Raw genomic sequence first — 19,456 nt, forward strand, 5'->3', positions numbered from 1 at the left:
TAATTTACTTTTTTACCTCCCCTTTGATAAAGGACCAAATTTCATGTAGAACACCTGTTTTAATTAATGTATTAATAAAAACCAGTACAACTGGACCTATAATTAAGCCTAGAAACCCAAACATCTTATAACCAGCGAATAGGGCTATTAAAGTTGCAAGCGGGTCTAAACCGATATTGGTAGATAAAATTTTAGGCTCCATTAATTGCCGCTGTATAATGACAACAATATAAAGAATCGCTAAACCGATTGTTAAAAAGTAATTACCTGTAAAAAACATATAGAAAATCCAAGGGATAAATACGAGACCTGTACCTAAATAAGGCATTAAGTCAACAGCACCTATTAAAAGTGCAAGTGTAATCGCATAATCTACTTGTAATATTAGTAAACCAATTAATACAATTATCGAAGTAATGGAAATAAGAGTCAGCTGTGCTTTGATAAAACCTACTAATGCGCCTTTTAAACCATCAAAAACATTACTGCTCGAATGCACTACTTTTTGTGGTATTATATGTTGTACTCTTTCTTGAATTTTGTACCAATCTTTACTAATAAAGAAAGTACCAAGTAAAGAAAAAATCAAAACGGTAGCAAAGTTCGGAATCCCCGCAATTTGTTCTGGAATCCATGTAAGAATATTACTAAGCAAGTCTTGTCCAGCTTCTGCAATCCCTGTACCAATATTTTCAATAGCATCTAATATTTGTGTGCGTGCTGATGGATCTAAACTATTGACCATAGAGCTAAAGTTTTCATACAAAGGTATAATATTTTGGACAATAAACAGTTCGATATATTCTACCAGCTCTGTAAAATATTGAGGTACTTCCTTTGCCAATGATGTCATTCCATTGATAATTTCCAATATTAATAGGGTGATAAACCCGATTATGATTAATAAAATAAATAAAATAACGAAGAAGACAGCAAATGGCCGTGGTATTTTTGCTTTATCAGATAAGTAGTTAACAAGGGGATTCATTAAAAAAGCGAATCCAAGAGCAAAGAGAAACGGATAGGTATATTTTGATAAGAAAAAAAACAGATAAAGAGCAAGAAAAACGATACCAATCACAAATATGGTGCGAAAAATTCGTTGTATTATGATGTGCTGCAAGAAAGTGCCTCCTTCCATTCTTCTGCCTTATGTTAAGGCTTGTCTATAATTATTCTATTAACTATTAATCCACTTCATGCTAACAATTCCTATTTTCAAATACTGTATTTTAAGCTTAGGAATCATTAAAAATCATACATTTCTACACTTTTTAATTCTGAACATTTCCATCTTTTAAATAAAATGATTTCACTTTCTTTAACATTTTGTTTATAATTAGTATGGAAGAGGTTGCTTTAATCTTTTTTTAAAGCGTTTACTTTCTAAATAATTTTAATTGGTTTATCAATAGACCAAATGATTTTTAAAAGTTTTATGTGAATTAAGGGGATATCATAGAGAAAAAGGAGAGAGAGTCAATGGCAGGAACTAAAGGTCTAGAAGGAATTGTGGCAGCGGAATCATCAATCAGTTCAATCATTGATGATCAACTTACATACGTTGGTTATTCCATTGATGAATTAGCTGAAAACTCTAGCTTTGAAGAAGTAGTATTCCTTTTATGGAATAAGAGATTACCAAAGTTAGATGAATTAAACTCTTTGAAAAAAGAATTAGCTGAAAACATGGAATTACCTAAAGGAATCATTGAGCACTTAAAATCTTATGATTTGAAAACAGTTCATCCAATGGCAGCACTACGTACAGCTGTATCCATGTTAGGTCTTTACGATAGTGAAGCAGATGAAATGGAGCCAGAAGCAAATCGTCGCAAGGCTGTGCGTTTACAGGCAAAAATGCCAACAATCGTTACTGCTTTTGCTCGTATTCGCGAAGGTCTAGAGCCAGTAGCACCGCGTAGCGATTTAAGCTTTGCGGCAAACTTTTTGTATATGCTAAATGATAAAGTGCCTGAACCAATCGAAGAGGAAGCAATAAACAAGGCATTGATTCTACATGCAGACCATGAATTAAATGCATCTACATTTACAGCAAGAGTTTGTGTTGCAACATTATCTGATGTTTATTCTGGTATTACATCTGCAATTGGTGCTTTAAAAGGCCCACTTCACGGTGGTGCTAATGAACGAGTAATGAAAATGCTATCTGAAATTGGCGAGCCTGAAAACGCTCTACCTTATATTGAAGAAAAATTAGCAAACAAAGAAAAAATTATGGGTATGGGTCACCGAGTATATCGAAATGGAGATCCAAGAGCGAAGCATTTGAAGAAAATGTCTGAGCATTTAACAGAGCTAACAGGTCAATCTAAATTTTATGATATGTCTGTAACAATCGAAGAATTTATGAAACGTGAAAAGGGTCTGCCAGCAAATGTAGATTTTTACTCTGCATCTGTTTACCACAGTTTAGGAATTGATCACGACTTATTTACGCCAATTTTTGCAATTAGTCGTGTTTCTGGTTGGCTAGCACACATTCTAGAACAATATGATAACAACCGCCTTATTCGCCCTCGTGCGGAATACGTTGGTCCAACACTTCAAAGCTATGAGCCTGTTGAAAATCGTTAAGAAAGTTTAATACTAGTTTCTTAATAGTAGAGTGGAAACGACCTATAAATATTGTTATGATAAAGAGGCCGGTCTTACCGGCTCTCTTCATGTAATCTAACTTAATAGAACTCTTTGTAAGGTGAATAATAGAAAAACTAGGAGGTTTTCCCATGAGTGAAAAAGTAACTGTAGAAAATGGCAAATTAAACGTACCTAATAATCCAGTAATTCCATTTATTGAAGGAGATGGAATTGGTCCTGATATTTGGGCTGCAGCTTCACGTGTACTTGAAGCAGCGGTAGAAAAAGCATATAATGGCGAGAAAAAAATCGAGTGGAAAGAAGTTTTAGCTGGTCAAAAAGCATTTGATCAAACTGGTGAGTGGTTGCCAGAAGAAACACTTGAAACGATTCGTGAATACAAGATTGCTATTAAAGGTCCTTTAACTACACCAATCGGCGGTGGTATTCGTTCTTTGAATGTGGCATTACGTCAAGAACTTGACTTATTCACTTGTCTACGTCCAGTTCGTTACTTTAATGGTGTACCTTCTCCTGTTAAGCGTCCTGAGGATACAGACATGGTAATCTTCCGTGAAAATACAGAAGATATTTATGCTGGTATTGAATGGCAAAAAGGTTCACCTGAAGTACAAAAGGTAATTGAATTTTTACAAAATGAAATGGGAGTACATAAGATTCGTTTCCCTGAAACTTCTGGTATTGGTATTAAGCCTGTTTCTAAAGAAGGTACAAAGCGTCTTGTACGAGCAGCGATTGAGTATGCATTAAGAGAAGGACGTAAGAGTGTTACACTTGTTCATAAAGGAAATATTATGAAGTTTACAGAAGGTGCATTTAAAAACTGGGGTTACGAAGTTGCAGAGCAAGAATTTGGTGACAAAGTATTCACTTGGGCTCAATATGATCGTATCGTAGAAGAAAAAGGAAAAGATGCTGCAAATGAAGCGCAGGCAGCTGCTGAAGCAGCAGGCAAGATAATCATTAAAGATGCTATTGCTGATATTTTCCTACAACAAATTCTTACACGTCCAAAAGAATTTGATGTTGTAGCTACGATGAACTTAAATGGAGACTATATTTCTGATGCACTTGCTGCTCAAGTAGGTGGAATCGGTATTGCTCCTGGTGCTAATATTAACTTTGAATCAGGTCATGCTATTTTTGAAGCTACTCACGGTACAGCTCCTAAATATGCTGGTCTAGATAAAGTAAACCCATCTTCTGTAATCCTTTCAGGTGTTTTAATGCTTGAACACCTTGGCTGGAGAGAAGCTGCGGATTTAGTAATCAATGCAGTTGAAAAAACCATTGCTAGCAAAGTGGTTACTTATGACTTTGCTCGTTTAATGGATGGTGCAACAGAAGTAAAATGTTCTGAATTTGGAGATGCATTAATTAATAATATGTAATTAAATAATGGTGAGACGATTTCGAACCAAAGTAGGTTGGCCACCAATTTATTTGTAAATAATCCTTCAGTGGGAAATTCTCACTGAAGGGTTTTGCATATGAAATTAATAAGAATCAAAAGGAGGATCATCATGGGAATAAAACGAAAAAAAATATCTGTAGTTGGTGCTGGTTTTACAGGGGCAACAACAGCCTTAATGGTAGCACAAAAAGAGTTAGGTGATGTTGTCCTTGTAGACATTCCAAATATGGAAAACCCTACAAAAGGGAAAGCACTAGATATGTTCGAAGCTAGTCCAGTCCAAGGATTTGATGCTAATATAACTGGTACTTCTAATTATGAAGATACGAAAGATTCAGATGTTGTTATTATTACAGCTGGTATTGCTCGAAAGCCTGGAATGAGCCGTGATGATTTAGTGAATACAAATGCAAAAATAATGAAGAGTGTTACGAATGAGATCGTAAAATACTCTCCAGATTGTTACATTGTTGTATTAACAAATCCAGTAGATGCTATGACATATACCGTTTATAAAGAATCTGGATTCCCTAAAAACCGCGTAATTGGTCAATCTGGTGTTCTAGATACAGCACGTTTCCGCTCTTTTATAGCAGAGGAACTGAACTTATCGGTCAAAGATATTACAGGTTTTGTTTTAGGTGGACATGGAGATGACATGGTGCCTCTTATTCGATATTCTTATGCTGGTGGTATTCCTTTAACCTCATTGCTTTCCAAAGACCGCATTGATGCAATTGTGGAGCGCACGCGAAAAGGTGGAGGAGAAATTGTAAACCTTCTTGGGAATGGAAGTGCCTATTATGCACCAGCTGCCGCACTTACAGAAATGACGGAGGCTATTGTGAAAGACCAACGTCGTGTTCTTCCAGCCATTGCATATCTCGAAGGAGAATATGGTTATGAAGACATTTACTTAGGTGTTCCTACTGTACTTGGTGGAAATGGTATTGAAAAAGTCATTGAATTAGAGCTAACAGCAGATGAAAAAACAAAGCTTGATCAATCGGCTGATTCTGTTAAAAACGTGTTAAACGTATTATCAAAGTAGAACAAATATAGAAATCGAGGTTGTATACAATCTCGATTTCTATTCTCAAATAAAAGAAAACGCTTACATTAGAGGTGAGGCAATGTTAGGTAAAAAACGAAAACTCGGAAGGCAAATGAATGACATTAAAATTGGAGATTTTCATGAAGTTCAAACAAATATAGAAGATAAAGATTTATTACTATATCTCGGGCTTACGTCAGATTCCAATCCTTTATATATTCAACATGATTATGCATCACAAACTCCCTTTAAACGTCCTCTAGTACCAACTGTTATGTTGTATGGCATTGTATCTTCAATGGTTTCGATGTCTTTACCTGGACCAGGCAGTCATATAACAAAGCATTCCATTACATATAAACAACCAGTGTATCATTATGAAAATATTACGATACAGATGAAAATAGTTGGAAAGGATGTAAAGACAAATAGCGTCACAGCTGAAGTAACAGGGTATAATGATAAAAATGATCTTATTCTAGAAGGAAAATTAGAGATTTCTCCACCGTATGAATTGCAATCGTTAACAGCACAATCTTTAGAGAACTTTTATTAGTATATATAATTAGTAAGAGGCTCTGTTTTAATGGATATTAAAATAGAGCCTTTTACATTTGGTTAATCTATAATAAATAGTATTACTTTTGTAAAAGCCTTGTAAATTTTTATAGAGGATTCTTTTTATTCTAAAGTATTCGTTGTATGATGAGATTATAGGCATAATAGGGGGGACTCTTAAATGAACAAAAGAATTCTTATTGTGGATGACGAAGAATCAATTGTTACGCTTTTAAAATATAATATCGAACAAGCGGGTTTTGATACGGACGTTCGATATGATGGTTTATCTGCTTTAGAGATAGCCAAGCAAGAGAATTTTGACCTTATTGTACTTGATATTATGTTACCAGGTTTAGATGGTGTAGAGGTTTGTAAGCAATTGAGGCAAAGTCAAATTGAAGTTCCCATCTTAATGTTAACAGCGAGAGATGATGAATACGATCGTATATTAGGTTTAGAGCTAGGGGCTGACGATTATTTAACGAAGCCTTTTAGTCCGAGAGAAGTTGTTGCGCGTATTAAGGCAATTTTAAGAAGGGCGAAGCAAAAGGATGAGACCAAGCAAGAGGAAAATAAAGTGGAAATCGGTGACCTAGTTATCTATAAGGATAAATATGAAGTTTACTTAAAAGATGACTTACTTGAATTCACGCCGAAAGAGTTTGAGCTATTGCTATATTTAACAAATCATAAAGGTAAAGTATTATCCAGAGATCAATTATTAAATGAAGTTTGGAACTATGACTTTGTTGGGGATACAAGAATTGTGGATGTACATGTTAGTCATTTACGAGAAAAAATTGAACCAAATACAAAAAAACCAATATATATTAAAACAATTCGTGGCTTAGGATATAAATTTGAGGAGCCGAAAGTACATGCGTAAAGTACCAAAGCGTGCATTCATTTTTTATTCTTTTTTTACTATTGTTATCATGATTTTGCTTGGTTCGATTATGAATCAACTTATAGTCAATAATGTTGAACTTGCAGCAACGGTTGATCAATTAACGGAAACAACGTGGATTCTTATTTTTTTTGCTACGTTTTTATTACTTATTCTTATCTTTTTTCTGAACTATAACACCTATGAAAAGTATATTAAGCCAATTCGTAACGTATCTGTAGTAGCTAAGAAACTAGCTGATGGGAAATATAATGCTAGAACATATGAAGCTTATTATGACGATGCGCGTATGTTGGCTTCCTCCATCAATTTACTTGCTCGTAACCTACAGGAAATGAGCATTAAAACGGAAATACAAAATAGTCATATTGCAGCAGTTATTGATAATATGAACAGTGGACTTATGCTTATAAATGAAAAAGGATATATTCAACTCATTAATCGCGCTTTTTTACATGACTTTGAAGGGGATTCTTCTGATTACATAGGCTATTTATATTATGATGCACTCTCTTATGAGGAAATTCAAAGCGTCGTAAAAGACGTTTTTATGCTAGAAGAAACGGTTCAAAAAACATTGATTATTAGTAGTGGTATAGAACAAAAATATTTAGCTATCTCTGGTGCCCCTATTTTTAATAATCAAAAGTGGAAAGGTGTCGTACTCGTTTTCCACAATATAACCGAACATAAAAAGCTTGAGGAAATGCGAAAAGATTTCGTGGCGAATGTATCCCATGAACTTAAAACACCAATTACATCGATTAAAGGATTTGCTGAGACATTGCTTGGAGGCGCAAAGGACGATCCTGAAGCACTAACACAGTTTTTGCAAATCATTAATAAAGAAAGCGAGAGAATGCAAAATCTAATCCAGGATCTACTAGAGCTATCGAAGCTTGAGAAAGAGGACTATCAGTTAAAGCTGGAAGATATTAATTTAAAGAATCTAGTTGAGGATGTAAAGTGCTTTGTACAATATACAGCTGAGGAAAAAAACATTCATTTAGAAATGGAGTTAGATCAATCGTATCCAATACGAGTAGAACCATCTAAAATCACACAACTTCTATTAAATTTAGTGATGAACGCGATTCATTATACAAAAGAAGGCGGTCGTGTAAAACTTACTGCAAAAGATACGGATGAATATGTGAAAATAAGTATTGAGGATACAGGGATTGGTATACCAAAAGAAGAGCTGCCGAGAATTTTTGAAAGATTTTATCGGGTTGATAAAGCAAGAAGTAGAAATTCCGGTGGGACTGGATTAGGGTTAGCTATTGTAAAACATATTGTGGAAGCCCATGGAGGAAAGATTGAGGTAGAAAGTCAATTGGGGAAGGGTACTACATTCCACATTTATCTACAAAATAAAATATCGTAAACCTTTGGAGTAGGAGTCTTACCTTATAGGTATTCCGATAAGCTTCAAAAGATAAAGATGACACTTTTTCCTTCTGATGGTAATTCTGCTAAAATAGAAGGATGAGAAGTCATCCTTTTTTATGTATTAGGAAGAGAGCTATTTTTATACCTGTAGATAAGCTTGTTATAATAACAAGCCACTAAGTAGTAGGGTGAATTACGTTTTTGTTCCTTATTGGAAAAGGATTACTAGCCTTTTTATAGAAACATGTTAAGAGGATAATAATGAAGGAAATCAAATTTGCTTAAGGAAAGATTCTCTTACTATGAACATTATCCCTAAATATATATTTCCTAGGAAATAAGGAGTGGTACAAATGTCGAAAAAACTAGTATTAATTGACGGAAACAGCATACTATATAGAGCGTTTTTTGCTTTACCTCTATTAAACAACGATAAAGGTGTCTATACGAATGCGGTTTATGGCTTTACAACGATGCTATTAAGAATCCTAGAAGAAGAAAAACCTACTCATGTTTTAGTTGCATTTGATGCAGGTAAAACGACTTTCCGACATAAAACATTTACCGAGTATAAAGGTGGAAGACAAAAAACACCACCAGAGCTGTCGGAGCAGTTCCCGTTAGTGAAAGAGCTTTTGGATGCATTTAACATTAAACATTACGAGCTCTCCAACTATGAAGCCGACGATATTATTGGTACGCTATCAAAAGTAAGTCAAGAGGACGAAATAGGTGTAAAAGTCATTTCTGGTGACCGAGATTTACTCCAGTTAGTAGATCCGAAAGTAGAAGTAACGTTAACGAAAAAAGGTATTACAACAGTTGAAAACTATAGTCCAGAAACACTTGAAGAAAAGTTAGGGATTCGTCCGGACCAAGTTATTGATATGAAGGCGTTAATGGGGGATAAGTCGGATAATATCCCAGGTGTCCCTGGCATTGGTGAAAAAACAGCTGTTAAGTTGTTGAATCAATTTGATACATTAGAGAGTTTATATGAAAACTTAGATCAAGTAACGGGGAAGAAATTAAAAGAAAAGCTAGAAACGCATAAAGAAGATGCGTTTATGAGTAAAGAGTTAGCGACAATATATCGAGACACCCCAGTTGAAATTAACTTGAGCGATCTAAATTATGAAGGCTACGAATCACGAAAAGTATTTGATTTATTTAAAGAACTAGGGTTTAATTCTTTATTAACAAGAATTGGGGAATCTGATGGTGAAGAAGTAGAGTCTAGAGAGATGGAAGAAATAAAGTTTGAAATCGTAGATGAAATAAAAGCTGAAATGTTTACTGGGACAGATGCTATTCATATTGAGATGTTAGAGGAACATTATTATTATGGAAATATTATCGGAATTGGTATTGCAAATGATCAAGGCAACTATTTCTTTACAATTGATCAAGCGATAAATTCCTCCGTATTTAAGGAGTGGGCGGAAAAGCAAGAAAATACAAAATATGTATTTGATGCGAAAAAGACGATTGTTGCACTTCGAAAGCAAGGTATTGACTTACGTGGTATCACGTTCGACTTATTGCTAGCTTCTTATATCATTAATCCTGGTGAGAGTCATGATGATATACCATCCATTAGCCATAGCTTAAATGAAATAAGTGTCTCCTATGATGAAGAAATATACGGAAAAGGAGCTAAACAAAAAGTTCCGGAACAAGAATTGTTAGCGGAGCATGTCGTTCGTAAAACAAATATGGTATTTCGTTTAAAGGAACGTATTGTAGAAAAATTAACTGAAAATGAGCAGTATGATCTATTTGAAATCCTTGAATTACCATTAGCAAAAATATTAGCAGATATAGAATATTATGGTGTTCGGGTTGATACAGAGCGACTTCAAAATATGGGTGAGGAACTAAAGGAACGTTTGGATACAGTTGAAGGAGAAATTTACGAATTAGCTGGAACGACGTTTAATATTAATTCACCGAAGCAATTAGGGGAAGTATTGTTTGAAAAACTGAATTTACCTGTTATAAAGAAGACGAAGACTGGTTATTCCACTTCTGCGGATGTATTAGAGCAATTACAAGATAAACATGAAATCATGCCTAAAATCTTGCTATATCGCCAACTAGGAAAACTACATTCTACATATATTGAAGGACTGCTTAAGGTCGTTGACAAGGATGAAAGCCGCATTCATACAAGATTTAACCAAGCGCTAACCCAAACAGGACGTCTAAGCTCGACAGATCCTAACCTACAAAATATTCCGATTCGTTTGGAGGAAGGGCGTAAAATTAGACAAGCCTTTATTCCGACAAAGGATGATTGGGTTATTTTAGCAGGAGATTATTCACAAATTGAGCTTCGGGTACTCGCACATATTGCGAATGATGAAAAACTAATTGAAGCTTTTAACGAGGGTATGGATATCCATACAAAAACAGCAATGGATGTATTTCATGTAGAGGCTGATCAAGTTACATCCAATATGAGAAGACAGGCGAAAGCAGTTAACTTTGGAATTGTTTACGGAATCAGTGACTATGGATTAAGTCAAAGTCTAGGGATTACGAGAAAAGAAGCGAAAGTATTTATTGATACATACTTAGAAAGTTTTCCGGGTGTAAAATCCTACATGGACGATATCATACAAGAGGCGAAACAAAACGGTTATGTTACAACGATAATGAATCGGAGACGTTATTTACCTGAAATCACAAGCAGAAATTTTAACCGACGTAGCTTTGCGGAACGTACTGCAATGAATACACCAATTCAAGGAAGTGCAGCAGATATCATTAAAAAAGCAATGATTGATTTGGCCGATAGATTAGAAAAGGATAAATTTGAGGCAAAACTATTGTTACAAGTACACGATGAATTAATATTGGAAGCACCAAAACATGAAGTTGAGCAATTGCAAAAGGTTCTATGTGAGGTTATGGAAAATGCAGTTTCACTAAGTGTACCACTTAAAGTAGATGTATCTCATGGGCCTACTTGGTATGAAGCAAAATAAATCACACTGCCTTTATATTGTTCACTTTTGGTTCTAGTGTGAAAGGAAGTCGACAAAGGATGCCAGAGTTACCAGAGGTAGAAACAGTTAGGAAAACATTAAATAGAATTGTTCAAGGAAACGTTATTAAAGATGTCACTATACGATATGAAAATATCATTCAATATCCAAAAGAGGTAGAAGCATTTCGGATGAATATTATCGGTCAAAGAATTGAGCATCTTGACCGCAAAGGGAAATTTTTAATCTTTTATTTAACAGATTATAGTTTAATCTCCCATTTAAGAATGGAAGGGAAATATGCTATTTTTGAATCCGGAGAGCCATACGATAAACATACGCATGTTATTTTTCATTTTGAGGATGGTACGGACTTAAGATATAAAGATGTAAGAAAGTTTGGTACGATGCATCTTTATCAAAAAGGGGAGGAATTTCAATTGCCTCCTCTCAATAAGCTAGGTCCTGAGCCGATGGATGAGGAGTTTACAGCATCGTATTTGTATGAGCGTTGTCAAAAAACAACAAGAGTAATTAAAAATGTACTATTAGATCAGACCATTGTCGCTGGTTTAGGGAACATTTATGTGGATGAAGCGTTGTTTCGAAGTGGGATTTATCCAACAACACCTGCTCAAGCATTAAGCTTGACCGATTGTACTAAGTTAAGAGAGCAAATCATTGCTACGTTAACGGATGCAATTAAGGCGGGTGGAACCACAATTCGTTCCTACTTAAATAGTCTTGGTGAAATAGGATTGTTTCAGTTACAGCTTTATGTTTATGGCCAAACTGGTAAGCCATGTAAACATTGCGGTACGTTTATTGAAAAAACAAAAGTTGGTGGACGTGGGACCCATTATTGTCCAACCTGTCAAAAGGTTAGAAAATAAACCGTTCAAGCATGAGTTGTTCACCCTCGCCCTCATTTACGTGTTAGGCACGCAACATGTATTTTCTCATATAATACCCTAGATTGTTGCGTGAGGGGGCAACTAAATGTGGGAGAATTAGTAACATTAATACTATTTAGCTTTGCGCTTAGTTTAGATAGCTTTACAGCAGGATTTACTTTTGGTCTAAGGAAAATAACCATATCGATTAAAGCAGTAATAGCAATTGGAATAGTTACAGGATTTGTATTTCTAATTGCGCTATTAATTGGTAAGCAGCTAGCACATCTCTTTACGGAGCGAACAGGAGATATCATTGGGGGCTCTCTTTTTATTGTTATTGGTATTTGGGTGATTTATCAATTTTTCCGGGAGCGTGATAAGGGAAATAATGAGTCTAAATCGAAAAGCGCAGTTGTCCTCAAATGGGAGATTAAATCACTAGGTATTGTAATTCAAATTTTAAAGGATCCCGATAGTGCAGACTTTGATCATTCTGGTGATATCCGAGGTTTGGAAGCAATTTTGCTTGGTGCAGCTTTATCAATTGATGCTTTTGGGGCAGGTATTGCTGCTGCAATGCTAGGCTTTACCCCTTTTCTAACGGCATTGATTATGGGTACCATGTCAAGTTTGTTTTTGTGGATTGGGACGAAAAGTGGCTCGTTTTTAGCTAAATGGAGTTGGGTTCAAAACATTGCGTTTATACCAGGCATTATTTTAATAGTGTTAGGATGTTGGAAGTTGTATTAAAGGGGATGGATTATTGTATGACACTTGTAATCGGCTTAACTGGTAGCATTGCAACGGGGAAAAGTACCGTTTCGAATATGCTTCGAGAATTAGGAATACCAATTGTTGATGCAGATCAAATAGCGAGAGAAGTTGTTAAACCAGGGGAAGTAGCTTATGAAAAAATTGTAAAAACCTTTGGAGATGCAATCGTTCAATCAGATGGTTTGATTGATCGCAAAAAGCTTGGAGCGATTGTGTTTTCCAATGACGAGCAGAGGAAAAAACTGAATGCTATTGTACATCCAGAAGTACGGAAAAAAATGATCATGCAGAGAGAGTATTATAAAGAGCAAGGTTATAAGGCCGTCATTTTAGATATACCTCTTTTGTTTGAGAGTGGTTTAACCGACTATGTAGAAAAAACGCTAGTCGTTTATGTAGAGGAAAGCACACAACTCAAACGTCTGATGAAAAGGGATAATAGCACAAAGGAAGAGGCCCTACAGCGTATGCAATCCCAATATCCAATTAAGGATAAAATAAAGCTAGCCGATGCGGTTATTAATAACAACGGTTCACTAGATGAAACAAGGGAGCAATTGTTAGCATTACTAAAAAAATGGAACGTTATATAAACGACAAGCACACTTTATAAAAAGTGTGCTTTTTATTGTGCACATTATAAAATGATAAAACATTCATAAGGCTTTACTTTTTTAAAAAAAGATTAATTTTTAAATATTTTGCTAACGTTTTCACTTTATTATGTTATACTATAACAAAAAGAGTATAACATATTTAGCTTAGGAGGAGTCATATATGAGCAAGTTGCGAATTGCCATTAATGGTTTTGGCAGAATAGGTAGAATGGTATTTCGAAAAGCAATTTTAGATGAAGATTTTGATGTTGTTGCAATTAATGCAAGTTATCCTTCTGAAACGTTAGCACATTTAATTCAATACGATAGTGTTCATGGACGTTTTAACGGAACTGTAGAAGCCGTTCAAAATGGACTTGTCATAAATGGTCACTTTGTTCACATCGTATCCAACCGAAATCCAGAACTTTTACCATGGAATGATTTGAATATAGATCTTGTTATTGAAGCAACGGGTAAGTTTAAGACCAACAATACTGCTTCTGCCCATATTCGAGCTGGTGCAAGGAAGGTTATTATAACAGCCCCCGGAAAAGAAATCGACGGAACCTTTGTAATGGGCGTGAACGAAGAGAAATACAATCCCGAAGAGCACCATATTATTTCCAATGCTTCTTGTACGACCAATTGTTTAGCGCCTGTAGTAAAGGTATTAGATCACTATTTTGGTATTGAAAATGGTATGATGACTACGGTTCATGCGTTTACGAATGACCAAAATAATATTGACAATCCACATAAAGACTTAAGGAGAGCAAGAGGCTGCACCCAATCCATTATCCCTACGTCGACTGGTGCAGCAAAAGCGATAGGGGAAGTATTGCCACAAATGAAAGGAAAGCTACACGGCCTTGCGTTAAGGGTTCCTACTCCAAATGTATCCTTAGTGGATTTAGTCGTTGATGTAAAGAAGAAGGTTACGATTGATGAAGTAAATCAAGCTTTTCAACAAGAAGCATCTACTAACTTAAAAGATATATTGCAGTACAGTACAGAACCTTTAGTATCCATAGACTATACAACTTCCTCTTATTCTTCTATCGTTGATGGATTATCGACAATGGTGATTGAAGATCGCAAGGTAAAAGTATTAGCTTGGTATGATAATGAGTGGGGCTATTCGTGTCGAGTGGTTGATTTAGCAAAATATGTTGGGAAGAAGCTAGTGACAAATGCTTATTCTTAAGTAATCGTTCAAGGATTTAAGAGTGCTCGTTTCCTCTTAAATCCTTTTTCAATGTGTCTATTTTGTGTGGTGCATGTAAATCGTTATCCCTGTATGTTATGCATGACCATCCTTTTCATATAGATAAAATAAATATATGTTGCAAAATTCGTTTTAACCATTTATACTTTCACTTGAACTTCTCTAAACTGAAAGCTTGATGTAGGTAAACTGCTGAAAGGGTTAGGACCTCTTTGGACTAACTTTCCCCCGTGCAGAGTTCTATTGATTTCAGTAAGGAGTGCAATTTTGATGTAAAGGGGGACATTGCAATGGAAACAATGGGTAGGCATGTTATTGCTGAATTATGGAATTGCAATGCTGATAAATTAAACGATATGAATTTGATTGAAAAAGTGTTTGTTCATGCTGCACTAAAATCTGGTGCTGAAGTCAGGGAAGTTGCATTTCATAAATTTGCACCCCATGGCGTAAGTGGAGTTGTGATTATTTCAGAGTCGCATTTGACTATTCACAGTTTTCCAGAACACGGTTATGCGAGTATTGATGTTTATACTTGTGGTGACAGAATAGATCCAAATGTTGCAGCAGAATATATTTCGGAATCCTTGGAAGCGAAAGTGGTAGAGAAAGTTGAGGTACCACGTGGAAAAGGACCAGTAGATGTGAAGCAATTTAAAGTAATGTAACGGAATAGGCTGAAATTAGAAACGCTTGGTGTAACCATCACCAGGCGTTTTCCTACTTTCCCTACCTATTAAAGGTAAATAATTCTATTGTTATTTGTGTTATAATATAAAGAGATTTAACAAATAAAACTAGAATAGTAAATCGTATAAAACGATTGCGATAAACATTCCGGAGTTGATTGATATATGAGATGTCCCCAATGCGCTTCTAAAAGTACAAAAGTTCTAGATTCGAGACCTATTGAGGAAGGTAGGTCCATTCGTCGTAGGAGAGAATGTGAAGATTGTACATTTCGCTTCACAACATTTGAGAGAGTCGAACAAACTCCTCTAATAGTAGTGAAAAAAGAAGGGACAAGAGAAGAATTTAGTCGTGAAAAGCTACTTCGTGGTATTATAAAGGCTTGTGAAAAACGTCCTGTACCTCTAGAACAAATTGAGCAAATTGTATCTGAGGTTGAAAAGGAACTTCGTAATATTGGCAATTCAGAGGTCAATAGTGAATTTATAGGTGAGATGGTGATGGAACGATTAGCAAATATCGATGAAGTGGCATATGTGCGATTCGCATCCGTCTATCGACAATTTAAAGATATCAATGTATTTCTAAAAGAACTAGAAGATATTATTAAGAAAACAGATAAGTGATTTTAAGATGATAAAGGAGTCTTTAGCTATGAATGAAAGAATGAAAAACCTATTACCAAAAGATAGCTATGTCATTCAAATGCATGGTACTTGTTGTGAAGACTATGTTTTAGCTTTGACTCATTTATATCAACCTCTTATTGGCTTAGAATCTATTACGCTTTACTTAACCTTATTAAATGATAGAAATGTTCAAAAAGGTCCTACAACACATCATACGATTATGAACATGACCAATATGGATTTGGATCAGTTTTACCAAACAAGACTTAAGCTAGAGGCAATTGGTTTAATGAAAACCTATGTTGACGATGGGGAATTACGATCTTATTACTACGTGTTAAACCCACCGTTTTCTGTAACAGAATTCTTTAATGACTCCATGCTTTCGATATTGTTGGAGCATCAGGTTGGGAAAACACATTTTGAACGATTAAAGCAGAATCTTCTTTCGAGTCAAAAGCTACCAACTAGCAATTTAGTAGAAAAGACTAAATCTTTTAATGATGTATTTTCTACAATTCAATTTGAATCCCAGGCATCTAATAGGCACTCTACTATTGATGTATCTCCTAAATCCTTGGATACAGAAGCGGAAAAGATAGTAGACTTTGATTGGATTGAACAAGCTCTAAGACGTAACGCACTTCACCCAGAAAACATATTAACAAGAGAAAACAAATCCTTTATTACCAACTTGGTGAAAATATACCATGTGGACAATCTAACTCTGGAAAAAGCGATGTTATGGTCAATTAACGAAAATCAAGAATTGATGCATGAGGAATTACATGAGGCATGTAAAGACTTTTATGCAAAACATTTTGAAATAAAGGCACCAAAGCTTGTCAACAAGCTCGAACATACTAAACAAGTCAAAGCAAAGGATACTCAACCTAAATCGAAAGAAGATAAGCTTATTGAGCATTTTGAAAACATTACACACCGCGAAATTTTAGAAGACTTTTCTCAAACGGGATACGCATCGGAAAATGAAATAAAAATGTTAACAAGTATCATGTTAAAGCATGGATTATCACAAAGTGTTATGAATGTATTAGTTCATTATGTGATGCAAAAGTCCGATATGAAATTAACGAAAAACTATGTGGAAAAAATTGCAACACATTGGGCTAGAAAAAATGTCCATAATGCAAAACAGGCGATGGCGTTAGCGAAAGCAGAATCGAAACTTTATCAAACGTGGGGAACAAGAAGAGCAGGATCTCGTAAAAAAGAAGTGTTACCGGATTGGTTTAAGAAGGAACAGGAAAAAGAGAAAAATGAAGTAGAACAAGTAGGGAAACAGGTGGATAGAGATTTCCTTAAAGAAAAAGAAGAATTAGAAAGAGCTTTGAGAAATGTGTAAAAATTTTTAAATTAAGGGTGAGCGCGCGTGGAATCGATACAAGCTTCATTAAAAAAATGGTTAAACGAAAGCAATAGTTTTCAAGAGTCCTATACAAAAATGAAAAAACAAATTTTGGAATCAAAAGATGTTCAAGCATTTTTAGCTGAAAACCCAGAACTCACCCCTGAAATCATAGAAAAACAATTAATTAAATTGTACGAATATGACTCTCAATCGAAGCGCTGTGAGAAATGCCAATCCTTAGAATCTTGCTGTAATATGGTACGAGGATATGCACCAAAAATTTCAGCTGAAAATAATCAAATTCGAATCGCTTACGAAAGATGTCCGCGGAAAGTGATACAAGATGAGCAAAATCGAAAGAAATCGTTTGTTCAAAGTCTTTACATGCCTAAGGACTTATTAGAAGCGCGATTTGATAAAATTGAGCTAGACGACCCAGAGCGTTTCGATGCTATTCGAAAAGTAGAGCGATTTATTCATAGCACGGAAGAGAAACAGTCAAAAGGATTGTATTTGTATGGTCCATTTGGGGTTGGAAAGACATATTTATTAGGGGCGTTGGCTAACGCGCTAGCAGAGAGGGAAATACAATCGCTTTTCATCTATATGCCAGAATTTGTCCGTGAGATGAAATCATCGATTGGGGACTCTACGATAAATGAGAAAATAGATAAATTTAAAAAGGTACCTATATTAATTTTGGATGATATCGGATCGGAATATCAATCTGCTTGGTTCCGTGATGAAGTGTTAGGGGCTATCCTTCAATATAGGATGATGGAGCGCCTTCCAGTATTCTTCACATCCAATTATAGCTTAAAAGAATTGGAAATTGTATTCGCCTCTGCTAACCACAATGGGGAATCGGAAAGATTAAAAGCAAGAAGAATAGTGGAACGCATTAAGCAAGTTAGTGAATCTGTTTCGGTGATGGCTGAAAACAGAAGAGTTTAATTGACAGAAGGAAAAAGGAAGTGAAAAAATTCACTTTCTTTTTTTATTTTGTAAGTCCTTGTTAGACAAAGGAATCGACGCGCTCTTAACCAATTAATATGGCTGTGCTAAAAATTTTTTGTTCATTTTATCACGATTTTTCCCATATAATGTAGCAGTTTGTTATGGGAGAGAGGGATGAGTTTGATACGTTTGAAGTATGTTTTTCAGGAACAGGATGAGGCAGAGGAATTTTACAACAAGATTTATAATAAGGCGAAGGTAAAGAAAATACATGTCCAGCTTACTAGTGAAAACTCCTATGTAATTCAATTTGAAATGAGTCAAAATCAACTTCATCGTTTTTGGAAGGATATTGTCCAAGCTCTTATTCATGTTTTTATTTTTTATCGCCTTCCAGAAATAGCGAAGTCCATTTTGGCGAAGCATTATTATTATGCAGACAAACATGAAATGGATCATATAATTCCAATTTTACAATCCATTATGAAAAATCCAAAGCACTATGGAAATCAGTTCGAGGTTCAAACCACGTATACGTTTTATCAAATGTTTGAAAGGGATGTGAAAAAAGAATCGGTTTTAAATTTCAATGAATATATGAGTCAACACCAAGAGGAGTATATGTCGAATTTAATTGATGTTACGGGATATGCTATTGATGAATGGAAGAGAGAAGAGGATTATCAAGAATTTATACATAGCTTACGAAATTTCATCAAGAATAAAGAGCCAAAAATGGATACATTATTGCTTATGTATGATAAAGAGCTACTTTTTTTTAAACCGAACGGGAGACGTGTGACTTATTCTGAAATTAAAACCATTCAACATGACGAACGAGTTCACTTTATCGATGTTCTATCTCATGATTTTCCAATGTCTCTTATTGCTGCAATTGCGCCGAGAGAAGTGGTGATTTATACGAATCACATTTCAGACCCGAAGATCATTACGTTACAAAATTTGTTTCAGGAAAAGGCAATTATACGACCTATTGATACATTCCCATTTGTAGGGAAGAAAGCATAGTGTTCATGTCTTCTATGCACCTTAATTGAAATTATAATTTTATCATAGACAAGAAATGTGCAATTAAGTATAATAAAATCATATTTAATTGGAAACAATAATATAAAAACTGAATACGTCTAAGCTTATGCATATTGCTTGCTTAGTAAACGGTTATGATAAGGACAAGAACAGTATTATCGCTTTATAGAGAGGGAAGTCTAGGCTGTAAGCTTCCTAAGTAAGAGATATTGTTTACCACCTTTGAACTCTGATTATGAACAAAAAGTAGTGATTAGCGTTTCATCTACGTTACAGATGCCAAAGTGCCGTTGTAGGTTATGCTACATATACGGAACTAGGGTG

The 19,456-nt window shown here is 35.2% G+C and carries 17 protein-coding genes and 1 other annotated feature (1 of these 18 cut by a window edge); of the genes, 16 read left to right on the plus strand and 1 reads right to left on the minus strand.

Going from position 1 to position 19,456, the window contains the following annotated elements; all coding sequences use genetic code 11:
• Positions 1-4: 4 nt before the first annotated feature.
• Positions 5-1,123 (minus strand): sporulation integral membrane protein YtvI, encoded by a 1,119-nt coding sequence (gene ytvI, locus C1A05_RS03460; RefSeq protein ID WP_234998319.1) that lies wholly within the window; start codon positions 1,121-1,123, stop codon positions 5-7.
• 359 nt (positions 1,124-1,482) lie between these two features.
• On the opposite strand from ytvI, the gene citZ reads away from it, so the two are divergent.
• From citZ to ytxC, 16 genes are all read left to right on the plus strand, one after another.
• Positions 1,483-2,598 (plus strand): citrate synthase, encoded by a 1,116-nt coding sequence (gene citZ / locus C1A05_RS03465; RefSeq protein ID WP_102026802.1) that lies wholly within the window; start codon positions 1,483-1,485, stop codon positions 2,596-2,598.
• Positions 2,599-2,750: 152 nt separating this feature from the next.
• Positions 2,751-4,013 (plus strand): NADP-dependent isocitrate dehydrogenase, encoded by a 1,263-nt coding sequence (gene icd, locus C1A05_RS03470; RefSeq protein WP_102026803.1) that lies wholly within the window; start codon positions 2,751-2,753, stop codon positions 4,011-4,013.
• A 132-nt stretch (positions 4,014-4,145) separates the two neighbouring features.
• Positions 4,146-5,087, plus strand: a complete 942-nt coding sequence (gene mdh, locus C1A05_RS03475) for a malate dehydrogenase (RefSeq protein WP_102026804.1) — start codon at positions 4,146-4,148, stop codon at positions 5,085-5,087.
• Between the two features lie 82 nt (positions 5,088-5,169).
• Positions 5,170-5,646: a MaoC/PaaZ C-terminal domain-containing protein gene (locus tag C1A05_RS03480; RefSeq protein ID WP_102026805.1), complete on the plus strand. Its 477-nt coding sequence runs from the start codon at positions 5,170-5,172 to the stop codon at positions 5,644-5,646.
• 183 nt (positions 5,647-5,829) lie between these two features.
• Positions 5,830-6,537, plus strand: a complete 708-nt coding sequence (locus tag C1A05_RS03485) for a response regulator transcription factor (protein ID WP_102026806.1) — start codon at positions 5,830-5,832, stop codon at positions 6,535-6,537.
• Complete coding sequence (gene pnpS, locus C1A05_RS03490) at positions 6,530-7,945, plus strand: two-component system histidine kinase PnpS (protein WP_102026807.1); 1,416 nt, start codon at positions 6,530-6,532, stop codon at positions 7,943-7,945. The genes C1A05_RS03485 and pnpS overlap by 8 nt, the downstream gene beginning before the upstream one ends.
• Before the next feature lie 358 nt (positions 7,946-8,303).
• Positions 8,304-10,940 (plus strand): DNA polymerase I, encoded by a 2,637-nt coding sequence (polA, locus tag C1A05_RS03495; RefSeq protein WP_102026808.1) that lies wholly within the window; start codon positions 8,304-8,306, stop codon positions 10,938-10,940.
• Positions 10,941-10,999: 59 nt separating this feature from the next.
• Positions 11,000-11,833, plus strand: coding sequence for a DNA-formamidopyrimidine glycosylase (gene mutM / locus C1A05_RS03500; RefSeq protein WP_102026809.1), 834 nt, complete (start codon positions 11,000-11,002; stop codon positions 11,831-11,833).
• A 108-nt stretch (positions 11,834-11,941) separates the two neighbouring features.
• Complete coding sequence (gene ytaF, locus C1A05_RS03505; RefSeq protein ID WP_159461986.1) at positions 11,942-12,586, plus strand: sporulation membrane protein YtaF; 645 nt, start codon at positions 11,942-11,944, stop codon at positions 12,584-12,586.
• A 17-nt stretch (positions 12,587-12,603) separates the two neighbouring features.
• Positions 12,604-13,203 carry a dephospho-CoA kinase gene (gene coaE, locus C1A05_RS03510; protein ID WP_102026811.1) on the plus strand — a complete coding sequence of 200 codons (600 nt, stop codon included), beginning with the start codon at positions 12,604-12,606 and terminating at the stop codon, positions 13,201-13,203.
• A 184-nt stretch (positions 13,204-13,387) separates the two neighbouring features.
• Positions 13,388-14,413: a glyceraldehyde-3-phosphate dehydrogenase gene (locus C1A05_RS03515; protein WP_102026812.1), complete on the plus strand. Its 1,026-nt coding sequence runs from the start codon at positions 13,388-13,390 to the stop codon at positions 14,411-14,413.
• Between the two features lie 311 nt (positions 14,414-14,724).
• The gene (gene speD, locus C1A05_RS03520) at positions 14,725-15,102 is read left to right on the plus strand and encodes an adenosylmethionine decarboxylase (protein ID WP_102026813.1); all 378 of its coding nucleotides are present in this window, start codon (positions 14,725-14,727) and stop codon (positions 15,100-15,102) included.
• A gap of 186 nt (positions 15,103-15,288) precedes the next feature.
• Complete coding sequence (gene nrdR / locus C1A05_RS03525) at positions 15,289-15,750, plus strand: transcriptional regulator NrdR (protein ID WP_102026814.1); 462 nt, start codon at positions 15,289-15,291, stop codon at positions 15,748-15,750.
• Positions 15,751-15,778: 28 nt separating this feature from the next.
• On the plus strand, positions 15,779-17,119 hold the full coding sequence (locus C1A05_RS03530; RefSeq protein ID WP_159461987.1) for a replication initiation and membrane attachment family protein: 1,341 nt from the start codon (positions 15,779-15,781) through the stop codon (positions 17,117-17,119).
• Positions 17,120-17,146: 27 nt separating this feature from the next.
• On the plus strand, positions 17,147-18,079 hold the full coding sequence (gene dnaI / locus C1A05_RS03535; RefSeq protein WP_102026816.1) for a primosomal protein DnaI: 933 nt from the start codon (positions 17,147-17,149) through the stop codon (positions 18,077-18,079).
• Positions 18,080-18,256: 177 nt separating this feature from the next.
• Entirely contained in the window at positions 18,257-19,111 is an 855-nt protein-coding gene (ytxC, locus tag C1A05_RS03540) for a sporulation protein YtxC (RefSeq protein ID WP_102026817.1), read from the plus strand.
• 146 nt (positions 19,112-19,257) lie between these two features.
• Positions 19,258-19,456 (plus strand) — a binding site (T-box leader) (it continues 32 nt past the right edge of the window).

Source organism: Salirhabdus sp. Marseille-P4669, assembly GCF_900240405.1.
GTDB lineage: Bacteria > Bacillota > Bacilli > Bacillales > Alkalibacillaceae > OEQK01.